At 72.5% G+C, this 13,560-nt stretch carries 12 protein-coding genes; 3 read left to right on the forward strand and 9 right to left on the reverse strand.

Annotated elements, in window-relative coordinates; translation table 11 throughout:
- Positions 1 to 660: hypothetical protein (locus ABZ914_RS26235; RefSeq protein WP_500196427.1), on the forward strand; the 660-nt coding region annotated here is incomplete at its 5' end.
- Between the two features lie 47 nt (positions 661 to 707).
- Here ABZ914_RS26235 and ABZ914_RS26240 read toward each other — a convergent pair.
- Genes ABZ914_RS26240 through ABZ914_RS26275 form a run of 8 tightly spaced genes read right to left on the reverse strand, consistent with a single transcriptional unit; the run spans position 708 to position 9,329 of the window.
- On the reverse strand, positions 708 to 1,574 hold the full coding sequence (locus tag ABZ914_RS26240; protein ID WP_500196428.1) for an ATP-binding cassette domain-containing protein: 867 nt from the start codon (positions 1,572 to 1,574) through the stop codon (positions 708 to 710).
- The gene (locus ABZ914_RS26245; RefSeq protein ID WP_500196430.1) at positions 1,571 to 2,623 is read right to left on the reverse strand and encodes an ABC transporter permease; all 1,053 of its coding nucleotides are present in this window, start codon (positions 2,621 to 2,623) and stop codon (positions 1,571 to 1,573) included. Before ABZ914_RS26245 ends, ABZ914_RS26240 begins: the two co-directional genes overlap by 4 nt.
- On the reverse strand, positions 2,620 to 3,639 hold the full coding sequence (locus tag ABZ914_RS26250; RefSeq protein WP_500196431.1) for a sugar ABC transporter substrate-binding protein: 1,020 nt from the start codon (positions 3,637 to 3,639) through the stop codon (positions 2,620 to 2,622). Before ABZ914_RS26250 ends, ABZ914_RS26245 begins: the two co-directional genes overlap by 4 nt.
- A gap of 60 nt (positions 3,640 to 3,699) precedes the next feature.
- Positions 3,700 to 5,550 carry a 3D-(3,5/4)-trihydroxycyclohexane-1,2-dione acylhydrolase (decyclizing) gene (gene iolD, locus ABZ914_RS26255; protein ID WP_500196432.1) on the reverse strand — a complete coding sequence of 617 codons (1,851 nt, stop codon included), beginning with the start codon at positions 5,548 to 5,550 and terminating at the stop codon, positions 3,700 to 3,702.
- Positions 5,547 to 6,407, reverse strand: a complete 861-nt coding sequence (gene iolB / locus ABZ914_RS26260; protein WP_500196434.1) for a 5-deoxy-glucuronate isomerase — start codon at positions 6,405 to 6,407, stop codon at positions 5,547 to 5,549. The genes iolD and iolB overlap by 4 nt, the downstream gene beginning before the upstream one ends.
- Positions 6,404 to 7,351, reverse strand: a complete 948-nt coding sequence (iolC, locus tag ABZ914_RS26265) for a 5-dehydro-2-deoxygluconokinase (RefSeq protein ID WP_500196435.1) — start codon at positions 7,349 to 7,351, stop codon at positions 6,404 to 6,406. Before iolC ends, iolB begins: the two co-directional genes overlap by 4 nt.
- A complete protein-coding gene (locus ABZ914_RS26270; protein WP_500196437.1) occupies positions 7,348 to 8,199 on the reverse strand; it encodes a TIM barrel protein in 852 nt (283 codons plus the stop codon). Before ABZ914_RS26270 ends, iolC begins: the two co-directional genes overlap by 4 nt.
- A complete protein-coding gene (locus ABZ914_RS26275; protein WP_500196438.1) occupies positions 8,196 to 9,329 on the reverse strand; it encodes a Gfo/Idh/MocA family protein in 1,134 nt (377 codons plus the stop codon). Before ABZ914_RS26275 ends, ABZ914_RS26270 begins: the two co-directional genes overlap by 4 nt.
- Positions 9,330 to 9,509: 180 nt before the next feature.
- Here ABZ914_RS26275 and ABZ914_RS26280 point away from each other — a divergent pair, with 180 nt between their 5' ends.
- On the forward strand, positions 9,510 to 11,024 hold the full coding sequence (locus tag ABZ914_RS26280; protein ID WP_500196440.1) for a nitroreductase/quinone reductase family protein: 1,515 nt from the start codon (positions 9,510 to 9,512) through the stop codon (positions 11,022 to 11,024).
- 84 nt (positions 11,025 to 11,108) lie between these two features.
- Here ABZ914_RS26280 and ABZ914_RS26285 read toward each other — a convergent pair whose 3' ends face one another.
- Positions 11,109 to 11,582 carry a VanZ family protein gene (locus ABZ914_RS26285; protein ID WP_241756592.1) on the reverse strand — a complete coding sequence of 158 codons (474 nt, stop codon included), beginning with the start codon at positions 11,580 to 11,582 and terminating at the stop codon, positions 11,109 to 11,111.
- 239 nt (positions 11,583 to 11,821) lie between these two features.
- On the opposite strand from ABZ914_RS26285, the gene ABZ914_RS26290 reads away from it, so the two are divergent.
- Positions 11,822 to 13,468 (forward strand): GMC oxidoreductase, encoded by a 1,647-nt coding sequence (locus tag ABZ914_RS26290; RefSeq protein WP_500196441.1) that lies wholly within the window; start codon positions 11,822 to 11,824, stop codon positions 13,466 to 13,468.
- Positions 13,469 to 13,560 lie beyond the last annotated feature (92 nt).

Genomic DNA, 13,560 nt, shown 5'->3' on the forward strand with positions numbered 1-13,560 from the left:
GCCGCCGCCTACCGCGCCGCCCAGCCCGACCCTGCGCCCCACCACACCGCCGCGGCGGTAAGCCCCACGCCGTCCGGCGTGCTGCTGCGGATCGGACCGCTGACGGTGCGCGCGCCCGCCGCGTGGAAGGCGCATCCGGTCCCCCACACGCCGTCCGACACGCAGCCCGGGCGCAAGCCCGACAGCTACTTCGTGAGCACCTGGACGAAGTGCGGGAAACCCCATGCGCTCGAAGCGTCGCTCGCCGCCAGCCAGACGTGGTGCCCGGGCTTCCACCTCTTCGGCGCGAGCCTGCTCACCGACCCGTCGGAGTACATCGCCGGCCCCTACCAGCGGACCGACACCTACGCCTCGATGTTCAACCAGGACGAGGGGATGAACTGCCCCGACCACGACGAGCTGCGCGCCGTCGGCGTGGCGGACGGCGCCGTGAAGACCGCCGACCGGCTCGCGCCCGTCGGGACGCGCAAGGCGGAGTACCGCGAATGGCGCGTCCCGTGCTACACGCGCGACGATCCGGACGGGTTCGGCCCCACGCGCCGCACGTCCGTCTCCTACACGGAGCGGCTGTGGTACCTGCCGCAGTCGAAGATCCTGATCGTCGACCAGTGGAGCACCCCCGGCCTCGACCGCATCCTGGCCGACGCCACCTGGAGCTGACCGGCGCACGGCGGGCCGCCCGTCCCACGGCCCGCCGTGCCCCGTGATCAGTCGGTCTTGCGGAGGCCGTCGGCGCCCTCCGCCAGTTCCTTCGCGGCGCGGCTGCCCGAGCCGGACACGGCGGCGTCCAGCTCGTGCGCGAGCTCCTCCAGTTCGGCGCCGCCCGCCATGAGCGCGGTCAGCTCCTCGCGGCTGATGTCGTCCTTGGTGCGGTAGCCGATCGGGCGGCCCCGGTTGAGGATCAGGAAGCGGTCGCCGACCGGGTAGGCGTGGTGCGGGTTGTGGGTGATGAAGATGACCGCGAGGCCCCGCTCCCGCGCCTGGACGATGTACCGCAGGACGGTCCCGGCCTGCTTCACGCCGAGCGCGGCCGTCGGCTCGTCCAGCACCAGGGCCTTCGCGCCGAAGTAGACGGCGCGGGCGATCGCCACGCACTGCCGCTCGCCGCCGGACAGGGTGCCGATGGGCTGGTCGACGTCGCGCAGGTCGATCCCCATCGCCGCCAGTTCGGCCTTGGCGGTGCGGCGCATGAACGCGATGTCCATGCGGCCGAACCCCTTGCGCTTCTCCGAGCCGAGGAAGAAGTTCCGCCACACCGGCATCAGCGGGACGACCGCGAGGTCCTGGTAGACGGTCGCGATGCCGCGGTCGAGCGCGTCGCGCGGCGAGGAGAACGCCACCGGCTCGCCCTGCACCTCGTAGGTGCCGAGGTCGTGCCGGTGCAGCCCGGCGACGATCTTGATGAGGGTGGACTTGCCGGCGCCGTTGTCGCCGAGCACGCAGGTCACCTCGCCGGCGGACGCCTCGAGGTCCACGTCCCGCAGCGCGATGACGTTGCCGTAGTTCTTGCCGACGCCGGCCAGCCTGACCAGCGGCGGCGCCGCCGCGCCCGCCTTCTCCGCCTCCGCCGTCATGTCGACCGCTCCACTCTGCGCCGCACGATCAGGTTGACCACGGTGGCGATGAGCAGCATCGCGCCGAGGAAGAACCGGAACCAGTCGGGGTTCCACTCGGCGTACACGATGCCCTTGTTCACCATGCCGAAGATGAACGCGCCGATCGCCGCGCCGATCGCCGACCCGTAGCCGCCGGTCAGCAGGCAGCCGCCGATGACCGCGCAGATGATGTAGTTGAACTCGTTGCCGACGCCCTCGCCCGACTGGACCGTGGCGAACGCGAACACCAGGTGCATCCCGGAGAACCAGCCGCAGAACGCCACGCCCATGAACAGGCCGATCTTCGTGCGGGCGACGGGGACGCCGACCGCGCGGGCGCTGCCGGCCGCGCCGCCCACCGCGAAGATCCAGTTGCCGGCGCGGGTGCGCAGCAGGATCCACGTCGCGACCGCGACGAACAGCAGCCACCAGAACACGGTGATCTTGACGTTGACGCCGGCGATGTCGACGTCGGACGCGAACACCTTCCGCGCGCTCTCGAACCCGTCCATGTCCCGGACGGAGTCGGACGCGACGTTCCCGGTGACCGCCTTCGTCACGCCGAGGTTCGCCCCGGCGAGCATGAAGAAGGTGGCGAGGGTGACGATGAAGCTCGGCAGGCCCGTCCTGATGAAGAGCAGGCCGTTCAGCGCGCCGATCGCCAGCGTCACGGCGAGCGAGATCGCGACGCCGACCCACAGGTTCAGCGTGAGCTGGTAGCTGACCAGCGTCGCGACGAGCGCCGCCGTCGTCACCGTGACCCCGGCGGACAGGTCGAACTCGCCGCCGATCATCAGCAGCGACACCCCGACCGCCATGATCCCGAACGTCGAGCTGGCGTACAGCACCGTCGAGAACGAGTCGGCCTGCAGGAACGCGTCGGCGACCAGCGAGAAGAACACGAACACCGCGACCGCGCCGAGCAGCGCGCCGAACTCGGGCCGGCGCAGCAGCCGCCGCACGGGCGACTGCCGCGCCAGCCGTTCGTCCGGTACGGCCGCGGGCGGCTCGGCGACCGCCTGCGTCACCGCGTCCCCCGGGCGGCGAAGCCCTCCAGCGAGGCGGCGTTGTCCTTGGTGACGATCGCGGGCCCGGTCAGCACCGTGTGGCCGCCGCCGAGCACGTTGCCGTTGGTCTTGTAGAGCCACAGCCCGTCCACGGCCTCGTAGCCCTGCAGGTAGGGCTGCTGGTCGACGGCGAACTGGATGTCACCGGACTTGATCGACGCGATCAGGTCCTTGTTCAGGTCGAACGTGGCGACCTTGGCCTTGCCGCCCGTCTCCTTGACCGAGTCGACCGCGGTCGCGGCGAACGGGGCGCCGAGCGTGAGGATCCCGTCGATGCCCTTGTCCGACTGGAGCTTGGCGGTGATCGACGACTTGACCTGCGGCATGTCGCTGCCCTGCACGTACAGGTTCTGCAGCTGCCCGGAGAAGGTCTTCTTCGCGCCGGCGCAGCGGCTCTCCAGGCCGACGTTGCCCTGCTCGTGCACCACGCACAGCGCCTTCTTCACGCCGATCTTCGCCAGCTCCTGGCCGGCCGCCTCGCCCGCGATCGACTCGTCCTGCCCGAAGTGCGCGAGCGCGCCGAGCTTCGCCGAGTCCTCCGCGCCGGAGTTGATCGACACGACGGGGATCTTCGCGGCGGCGGCGCGGGCCAGCACGTCCTTCATCGCGTCGGGCTTGGCGAGGGTGACGATGATGCCGTCGACCTTCTGGTCGATCGCGGTCTGGACGAGCTGCGCCTGCTTGCCCCCATCCGGGTCGGCCGAGTACAGGAACTGGACGTTGTCCTTGGCGGCGGCGGCCTTGGCGCCCTTCTGGACGATGTCCCAGAAGGTGTCGCCGGGCGGCGAGTGGGTGACCATCGCGATCTTCAGCCGGGGGCCGCTCCCGCCGGTCGCCTTCTCCTCGCTCTTCTTGCCGCCGGAGCTGCTGCACGCGCCGAGCGCCAGCACCCCCGCCAGGGTCAGCGCCGCCAGGCCGGTGACGGGCGCGCGGCGCCTGCCGGGTGCGCGGCCCTTGAACGACGTTCGCGCGAACACGCCTTTCATACGGACGCTCTCCGATCTCCCCCGAGAAAGTGAGCCGGGACAGAGAGTTGATCACAGATGGCGGCGGCGCGACCAGACCTCCTTCTCATAGCGGGCGCGCGCCTCGCGGGTGGAGTCGAGCGCGGAGACCTCGGCGACCGGGACGTCCCACCACGCCTCGCTGCCGGGGGCGTCCGAGAGCGGGTCGGTCTCGATGTGCACCACGGTCGTCCGGTCGCTCTCGCGGGCCCGGCGCAGCGCGTCGCGCAGGTCGGCGGCGCCGGTCGCGCGGAGGACGTCGGCGCCGAGGCTGGCGGCGTTGGCGGCGAGGTCGACGGGGAGCCGCTCGCCGTCGAGCCCGGTGCCGGTGCGGGCGCGGTAGCGGGTGCCGAACCGCTGCGCGCCGACCGACTCCGACAGGTTCCCGATCGAGGCGAACCCGTGGTTCTGGACGAGGACGACGACGAGCTTGATCCCCTCGGCGACCGCGGTGGCGAGCTCCTGCGCCATCATCAGGTAGGAGCCGTCGCCGACCATGACGAACACCTCGCGGGACGGGTCGGCCATCTTCACGCCGAGGCCGCCGGCGATCTCGTAGCCCATGCAGGAGTAGCCGTACTCGACGTGGTAGCCCTTGGGGTCGCTCGCCCGCCACAGCTTGTGCAGGTCGCCGGGCATCGACCCGGCCGCGCAGACCACGACGTCGCGCGGGCCGCTCACCTCGTTGACGGCGCCGATGACCTCCGACTGGGCGGGAAGGGGGCGGTCCTGCGGGGCGTATGCCCCGTCGACCGCGGCGTTCCAGCGGGCCATGAGCGCGGTGGCCTCGTGCTTGTACGCGTCCGGCACGGCGTAGCCGTCGAGGGCGGCGTTCAGGCCCCGGATGCCTTCGCGGGCGTCCGCCACGACCATGGTGCCCGCGAGCTTGGCGGCGTCGAACCGCGCGACGTTGACGTTGACGAACCGGACGCCGGGGTTCTGGAAGAGGCTGTGCGACGCGGTGGTGAAGTCGCTGTAGCGGGTTCCTATGCCGATGACGACGTCGGCTTCGCGCGCCAAGGCGTTCGCGGCGGTCGTGCCGGTCGCGCCTATGGCGCCCACGGAGCACGGGTGGTTCCAGGGCAGGGCGCCCTTGCCCGCCTGCGTCTCTGCGACGGGGATACCGGTGCGCTCGGCGAAGGCGCGCAGGTCGTCGGTGGCGCCGGAGTAGATGACGCCGCCGCCCGCGACGATGAGCGGACGTTCGGCCGCTTGGAGGAGCGCGCACGCCTCATCGAGCGCGGCCGGTTCCGGAAGCGCGCGCGGGATGCGCCAGACGCGCCGCGTGAACAGCTCGTCCGGCCAGTCGTACGCCTCCGCTTGGACGTCCTGGGGCAGCGCCAAGGTGACGGCACCGGTTTCCGCAGGATCGGTGAGGACGCGCATGGCGGCCATCAGGGCGCTGGGGAGCTGCTCGGGGCGGTTGATGCGGTCCCAGTACTTCGACACCGGCTTGAAGCAGTCGTTGACCGACACGTCATGGGACCGCCCGTCCTCCAGCTCCTGAAGGACGGGATTGGCCGGACGGGTCGCGAAGATGTCCCCGGGCAGCAGCAGCACCGGCAGCCGGTTGATGGTCGCCAGCGCCGCGCCCGTGACCATGTTCGTCGCGCCCGGCCCGATCGAGGTCGTGCACGCCAGCGTCGACAACCGGTCGTTCATCCGCGCGAAGCCCGACGCGGTGTGCACCATCGCCTGCTCGTTGCGGGCCATGTAGTACGGCATCTCCTCGCCGTACTCCAGCAGCGCCTGCCCGATCCCCGCCACGTTCCCGTGCCCGAAGATCCCGAAGCACCCCGGGAAGAACCGCTGCTCGCGCCCGTCGCGCTCCGACCACTGCGCCGCCAGGAAGCGCACCAGCGCCTGCCCGACCGTGAGCCTCATGACCGTCCCTTCGCCGAGGTGAGCGGCAGCCGCGGATCGACGGCCTGCCCGGACCAGGTGCCGCGGACCCACGCGTGCGCGGGATCGTCGCAGATCCGCCACGCGCGCTCCGGCGACGGCCCGGCCATCACGTTCAGGTAGTACAGGTCGTGGCCCGGCGCCGCCATCGACGGGCCGTGCCAGCCGTGCGGGATCAGCACGACGTCCCCGCCGCGCACCTCCGCCAGCACGTCGATCGGCCGCTTCGGCGTGCCGTAGACGCGCTGGTAGGCCATGCCGCCGTCGCCGGACACCTCGAAGTAGTAGATCTCCTCCAGGACCGCCTCGTCCGGCCCCTCCTCGTCGTGCTTGTGCGGCGGGAACGACGACCAGCAGCCGCCGGGCGTGAGCACCTCGCACGCGATCAGCTTCTCCGCGAACGGGAACCCCTCGGGCGTGCCGAAGTTGTTGACCTGGCGGCTCGCCGGGCCCGCGCCGCGCAGCTCGACGGGGACGTCCTCGGCGGGGCCGTAACGAGGCTCCAGCCGCGCCTGGCAGCGCGCCGCGGCCAGCGCGAACCGGCCCCGCCCCCGCACCGTCACCCTCGCGTCGCGCGGCACGTACGCGAAGTCGCTGACCCGGCTGAAGACGTCGGCGCGGCCCTCCAGCTCGAACCGCTCGCCGTCGCACTCCACCGCGCACGACCCGGCCAGCGGCAGCACGATCATCTCGAAGTCGCCGGTGCCGAAGGTGTGGCCGCCCGGGTCGGGCAGGTCGAGGACGCGCAGCGCCGTGTGCGCCCAGCCCGCCGACTCCGGCGTCACGACCACCCCGTACGGCCCCTCCGCGGCGGATCCCGCCGGCAGGTGGTGCTTCATCCGGCCCTCCTCTCCGCCAGCAGCGTGTCCACCTCGGCCTCGGTCGGCATCGCGGCGGAGCAGGCGATGCGGGAGGCGACGATGGCCCCGGCCGCGCCCGCGAACGCGATGACCCGCTCCAGGTCCCAGCCGGCGAGCAGGCCGTGGCAGACCGCGCCGCCGAACGCGTCGCCCGCGCCGAGCCCGTTCGCCACGTCCACCTTGACCGCCGGCGCCCGCACCGTCTCCTCGCGCGTCGCGGCGAGCACGCCGTCCGGCCCCATCTTCACGATGGCGAGCTCGGGACCGCGGTCGAGGATCGCGCGGGCGGCCGCCTCCGGCGCCCGCTCCCCCACCGCGACCGCGCACTCCTCGAGGTTGCCGACCGCCACCGTCGCCCGCTCCAGGGCCCGGCCCGCCCAGTGCGGCGCCTCGCCCGGGTCGTCCCACAGCATCGGCCGGTAGTCGAGGTCGATGACGGCGTGGCCGGTGCGCGCGCCGAGCGCGAGCAGCGTCGCCTCCCGGCTGGGCTCCTGCGACAGCCCGGTCACCGTCGCCCACACGATCCGGGCCCGCCCGATCGCGTCGAGGTCCAGCTCGTCCGGACGTATCTCCAGGTCGGGGGCCTTCGGATAGCGGTAGAAGTACAGCGGGAAGTCGTCCGGCGGGAAGATCTCGCAGAACGCCAGGGGCGTCGGCAGGCCAGGGACGGGCGTGACGAACCGGTCGTCCACCCCGTACTCCTTGAGCGCCTTGTGGACGTACCGGCCGAACGGGTCGTCCCCGGTCCGGGTGACGACCGCGGCGCGGCGCCCGTACCGGGCCGCGGCGACCGCGACGTTCGTGGGGCTGCCGCCGAGGTACTTCCCGAACGACTCGACGTCCTCCAGCGGCCGGCCCACCTGGTCCGGGTAGATGTCGACGCTCACCCGCCCCATCGTGACCAGGTCGTGGGGCTCGGTCATGAGGCCGCCTTCGCGAGGTAGTCGAGGCTGCGCCGGACGTCGGCGTAGGGACCGGCGCCCGCCGCCGGCTCCTCCGTCAGGACGGCGTCCTGCTCCAACACGTACCAGCCTCCGTATCCGGCGCCCTCCAGGGTCGCGATGATGCCGGAGATGTCGACGTCCCCCTCGCCGAGCGGCCGGTAGAGGCCGTCGCGCACCGCGTCGGAGTAGGCGACCTCGCCGCCGAGCACCCGCGCCGCGAGCGCGGCGTCGACGTCCTTGAGGTGGACGTGCGCGATCCGCGCGGCGGCGAACCGCGTCAGCCACTCCGGGTCGGTGCCGCCGACGAGCAGGTGCCCGGTGTCCAGGCACAGCGGGACCCCCGACCCCGACAGCACCCGCTCGACGTCCGCGCGGGTCTCCACGACCGTCCCGACGTGCGGGTGCAGCGCCGCGAGCCGGCCGCGCCGGGACGCCCGCGCCGTGATCGCGTCGAGGTTGGACAGCAGCGTCGCCCAGGCCCGGGTGTCCAGCGCGGGCCGCCGGTCGTAGCCGGCCAGCCCGGTCGCGGCGGCCAGCACGAGGACGCCGCTCATGGCGTCCAGCGCCCGCTCGATCTCCGGCATCGGGTCGTGGTCCGGGTCGTGCAGGACGACCGGGACGAACGCCCCGACGAGCCCCAGCCCGTAGGACGACAGCAGCGCCTCCCGCTCCTCCCGCGCCGCCGGCAGGAACCCGTCCGGGCCGAGCTCGGTCGCGGCGAGCCCGAGGTCGCGCATCTCCGCGAGCACGCGCGCGGGCGCCATCTGGTGGCCCCAGCCGGGCACCTCGCACACGCCCCACGAGATCGGCGCGCCGGCGATCCTCATCGCCGCACCTCCTCGGCCTCGACGACGCGGCCCTCGCGCATGGACAGCTCGCAGGCCTCGGCGAGGTAGAACGCCTCCAGGGCGTCCTCCGGCGGGCAGGGGTTGGCGCGCCGCCCGGCGACGACGTCGACGAAGGCGCGCAGCTCGGCGTCGTAGGCGTCGGAGAACCGTTCGAGGAACCCGGCGTAGGGGTCCCGGGGCGCGTCGCCGTGCTCGGGCATCGCGGTGACGGGCGTCCGCTCGTCCAGGCCGGCGACGATGCTGTCCTTGGAGCCGAACAGCTCCAGGCGCGCGTCGTACCCGGCGGCGTTGTAGCGGGTGGCCGACACCTGCGCGAGCGTCCCGTCGTCGAGGACGAGCAGCGCCGACCCGGTGTCGACGTCGCCGTTCTCGCGGAAGAAGTCCTCGCCGCGGTTGGCGCCGGACGCCATCACCCGGACGACGTCGCGGCCGGTGACGAACCGGATCAGGTCGAGGTCGTGGATGACGCAGTCGCGGAAGAGGCCGCCGGACGTCGGGACGTACTCGGGCGGCGGCGGCGCGGGGTCGAAGCTGCACGAGCGGACGGTGTGCAGCCATCCGAGCCGCCCTGACGCGAGGGCCTCGCGGGCCGCCGCGTTCCCCGCGTCGAAGCGGCGCTGGAACCCGACCTGCACCGGAACTCCGGCCTTCTTCGCGGACGCCACGATTTGGAACGTTCCATCAACATCGGACGCAAGGGGCTTCTCGCAGAAGACGGGCAATCCGGCCGCGAGCGCCCGCTCGACCAGATCGGCGTGCGCGTCCGTCGCGGCGGCCACGACGAGGCCGTCCAGCCCGGCGGAGAACAGGTCCGCCACCTCGCCGACGGCCTGGACGTCCACGGCCCGGACGTCCGGCGAGACCGCAGGTCGGTCGATCAGCGTCTCTGCGGGAGGACGACCCCCCGCACCCTCCGGCGAAGGCGGCCCGTCCGGCGCCTTACGCTCCGCTGGCGCTCCGCTCCAGGCGCCGGTCAGGCGGGCCGCCAGGGCCCGAGCACGCGCGGCGTCCGCGTCGGCGACGACCAACGCCTCCACCTCGGGCAGTTCACACAGGGCCGCGGCGTGGCGCGCACCGATGCGCCCCGCGCCGGCCAGTCCGATCCTCATGGAACCCCTCCCCGCTCGGCGGTCAGGTGAGTCCCGAGTGTGCTGGAGCGTTCCAGGGGCGTCAACGGCCGGGCGTGCGCGCCGCCGGTAAATGAGGTGTCCGAAACCCGGCGGACTAGGCTGGCGGCGGCACCGGCCCCGGGCTGTCGCACCAGGAACACCAAGCGCTAGTTTGATGCCATGCGGGTCCTCGTCACCGGCGCCTCCGGGTTCGTCGGCTCTCACACCGTCCGCGCCCTGCTCGCCGCGGGCCACCGTCCGCGCGCGCTCGTCCGCGACCCCGGCAAGACCGCCAAGGTGCTCCAGGCCATCGGCGTCCAGGCGGAGGAGGTCGAGCTGCTCCCGGGCGACATGCTCGACGCCGCCGCCGTGGCCGACGCGCTGGACGGCTGCGACGCCGCGATCCACGCCGCCGCCGCGATCGGCGTCACCGGCCCGCACCGCGACCTGGTCGAGGTCAACGTCACCGGCACCTGCAATGTGGTCGGCGGCGCGGTCGACCGCGGCCTGACGTCCATCGTGCACGTGTCGACGATCGGGGTCTTCGTTCCGCCGTCCGGTCCGGTGATCACCGCCGACGCGCCGCTCGCGAGCCCCCGCACCGGCTACGGCCGGTCGAAGCTGGCCGCCGAGACCTACGTCCGCGGCCTCCAGGACGACGGCGCCCCCGTGACGATCGTCTACCCCGGCGGCGTCTGCGGGCCCGACCAGCCCCACCTCGACGCGCTGAACGAGGGCCTCGCCGCCGCGCTCGGCAAGCTGTGGCCGCTGCCCGGCGGGGGCGTGTCGGTCATCGACGTCCGCGACCTCGCCACCGCCCTGGCCCGTGCCGTCGGGGCCGGGCGGGGCCCGAGCCGCTGGGTGCTCGGCGGCCGCTACCTCACCTGGCCGCAGTACGCCGACCTCTGCGACGCGCTGACCGGCGTGAAGTGCCGCCGCGTCCGGGTGCCGAGCGGCGCGATGCTCGCGCTCGGCTCCGCCCTCGACGCCGCCAAGCGCGTCCGCCCGTTCGACTACCCGCTGACCCGCGACGCCGCCGAGTTCATGGTCACGCTCGTCCCGACCGACGACCGTCCGATCCTGGACGCGCTGGACCTCACCCTGCGCCCCGTCGAGGAGACCGTCGCGGACGCCCTGCGCTGGCTGGCCGAGAGCGGACACCTCAACCCCCGCCGGGCCGGCCGGCTCGTCACCGAGGAGCGGAAGATGGCCGAGCCGACCCTGATCCAGCGGACCCTGGGCCCGCTGTTCCAGCGCATCTCCGGCGCCCGCTGGTTCGCCAAGGTCGGCCCGAAGGTCGTGCCGCACGTGGACCGGGCCCTGCACCGGCTCACCGGCGGCAGGGCCATGCTCGGCCAGCTCCTCGTCCCGAGCCTCGTCCTCACCACCACCGGCGCCGTCAGCGGCCTGCGCCGGCAGACGCCCCTGGCGTGCCTGCCGGACGGCGACGGCTGGCTCGTCGTCGGCTCGAACTTCGGCCGCGAGAAGCACCCGGCCTGGACCGGCAACCTCATCAAGAACCCCGAGGCCGAGGTGAGCTTCCGCGGGGCGACCACCCCGGTCACCGCCCACCTGCTGGACGACGCCGAACGCGCCGAGGCATGGCCGCGCCTCACCGCCGTCTGGCCCGTCTACGACCGCTACGTGGAACGCGCCGACCGCCAACTGAGGGTCTTCCGGCTCACTCCGCGCTGAACCCGCCGAGGTCCCCGACGCCATTGAGAACGGCGCCGGCCGTGCCGCGGACACCGAATCCGGAATCGGCGGGCCGTTGTGGCGTCACGCTCCGCGAAAGGTCCTCGACAGGCGGCGGCCCAGCAGAAAGTAGGCGATCACCACACCGGCGACATTGAGGATGACGTCGTCGACGTCGAAGGCGCGGCCCATCACGACCGCGCCCTGGACGGTCTCGATGATCAGCGAGAACACGCCGGTCAGGAGGGCGAGCCGGAGGGGGCCGCGCAGGGACGTCCACACGATCGGCAGCAGGACGCCGAGGGGCGCGAGCAGCGCGAGGTTCCCGCCGATCTGCAGGAAGGCCTCCTTCGTCGGCTGGTCCATGTAGAAGCGGAGCGAACGCCCGGGATGGAGGTTCCCGCTCGCCTGGCCGTTGTCGTGGACGGGCGTCAGCGTGAGCCGGAAGGCGAAATAGAAGAAGACGCCGAGAATGGCGAGCGCGATCGTCACCACGACCGCGCGGAGGACGAGCACATACCAGGACACCTTTTCGCCGCGCTCCGCAGGCTGCCACATTTCCACCAGCATCTCGCGCTGGTCCCCGTTTCCCCGCAGGCTATGCGCGTCGCCGGATTACGGGCACCGCCCCCAGGACCGGTCAACGGTTTCCGGCATGTCCGAATCCTGCCGGGACCAGGGCGTTGACAGGACTGACCAAGCAAGCGCATGATTCGCCGTGATCGGAGTCACATCCGATCGCGGGTGGCCGGCGCGAGGCCCCCTCACGGAATGCCATCAGTGAGAGAGGTTGCGTCATGGCCGGTCATGGGCGGCAGCATGCCGTGGATTCGGGGATCACCCGCCGCCGGTTCCTCACCGGGGCCGGGGTCGCGGCCGGAGCGCTGCTCCTGCCCGCGTGGCGGACCGCCGCCGCGGCCGCGCCGGACAAGGCGATCGCGGACGGCGACCGGGTTCCCGCGCTGGTCATCGGCAGCGGCTACGGCGGCGCCGTCGCCGCGCTCCGGCTGACCCAGGCGGGCGTCCCGACCCACATCGTCGAGATGGGGCAGAGCTGGACGGCGCCCGGCTCGGACGGGAAGGTCTTCAGCTCGCTGCTCAGCCCGGACGGGCGGTCCTACTGGTTCCGCACCCGGACCGACCAGCCCGTCGGGTACTTCCTCGGCGTCGACGCCAACAAGAACATCGACCGGTACGCGGGCGTCCTGGACTCCGAGGCGTTCGCCCACACGCGCGTCTACCAGGGCCGCGGCGTCGGCGGCGGCTCGCTGGTGAACGGCGGCATGGCCGTCACGCCCAAGCGCGCATACTTCGAGGAGATCCTGCCGTCGGTCGACGCGAACGAGATGTACGGCACGTACTTCCCGCGCGCGAACGCCGCGCTCGGCGTCAACGCCATCGACACGTCCTGGTTCGAGTCCACGAAGTGGTACAAGTTCGCGCGCGTCGGACGGGACAGCGCCCAGGCGGCCGGGTTCGGGACCACGTTCGTCCCCAACGTCTACGACTTCGGCTACATGAAGCAGGAGGACGCCGGCACCAAGCCCAAGTCGGCGCTCGCGCAGGAGGTCATCTACGGCAACAACTACGGCAAGCGTTCGCTGGACAAGACCTATCTCGCCGCGGCGGCGGCGACCGGGCGGCTCACCATCAGCCCGCTGCACACCGTCACCGGCGTCGCGCCCGCCTCGGGCGGCGGCTACACGGTGGAGATGACGCAGATCGACACGGCCGGCAACACCGTCGCGCGCAAGACCGTCACCGCGGACCGGGTGTTCTTCGCCGCGGGCAGCGTCGGCACGCCCAAGCTGCTGGTCGCGATGAAGGCGCAGGGGCGCCTGCCGAACCTGCCCGACGCGGTGGGCGACGGCTGGGGCAACAACGGGAACGTGATGGTCGCCCGCGCCAACCACGTCTGGGACACCACCGGAGCCGACCAGTCCACGATCCCGGCGATGGGCATCGACAACTGGAGCGACCCGAACGGCCCGGTGTTCGCCGAGATCGCCCCGTTCCCGGCGGGCACGGAGCTGTGGGTCAGCCTGTACCTGGCGATCACGAAGAACCCGAACCGGGCCCGGTTCACCTTCAACTCCGGCACCGGCAAGGTCGACCTGTCGTGGCAGTCGTCGTGGACGCAGCCGTCCATCGACGCCGCCAAGCGCGTCTTCGACAAGATCAACAGCAAGGCGGTCACCGTCTACCGGTCGGACATGTTCGGCGTCAACAAGGTCTGGGGCGACGACTTCGTCTACCACCCGCTCGGCGGCTGCGTCCTCGGCAAGGCCACCGACGCCTACGGGCGGCTGCCCGGCCACCCCGGCCTCTACGTGGTCGACGGATCGCTCGTCCCCGGCAGCACCGGCGTCAACCCGTTCGTCACCATCACCGCGCTGGCCGAACGCACCATGGCGCGGGTCCTCGCCGAGGACACCGCGCCATGAGACAACTGCCGGGCTATTTGGCGTAGATGGCCTCGATCTCGTTCGCGTAGTCCTTCGCCACCACGTTCCGCTTGAGCTTCAGCGACGGGGTG

The sequence above is a fragment of the Spirillospora sp. NPDC046719 genome, from assembly GCF_040645715.1.
Taxonomy (GTDB): domain Bacteria; phylum Actinomycetota; class Actinomycetes; order Streptosporangiales; family Streptosporangiaceae; genus Spirillospora.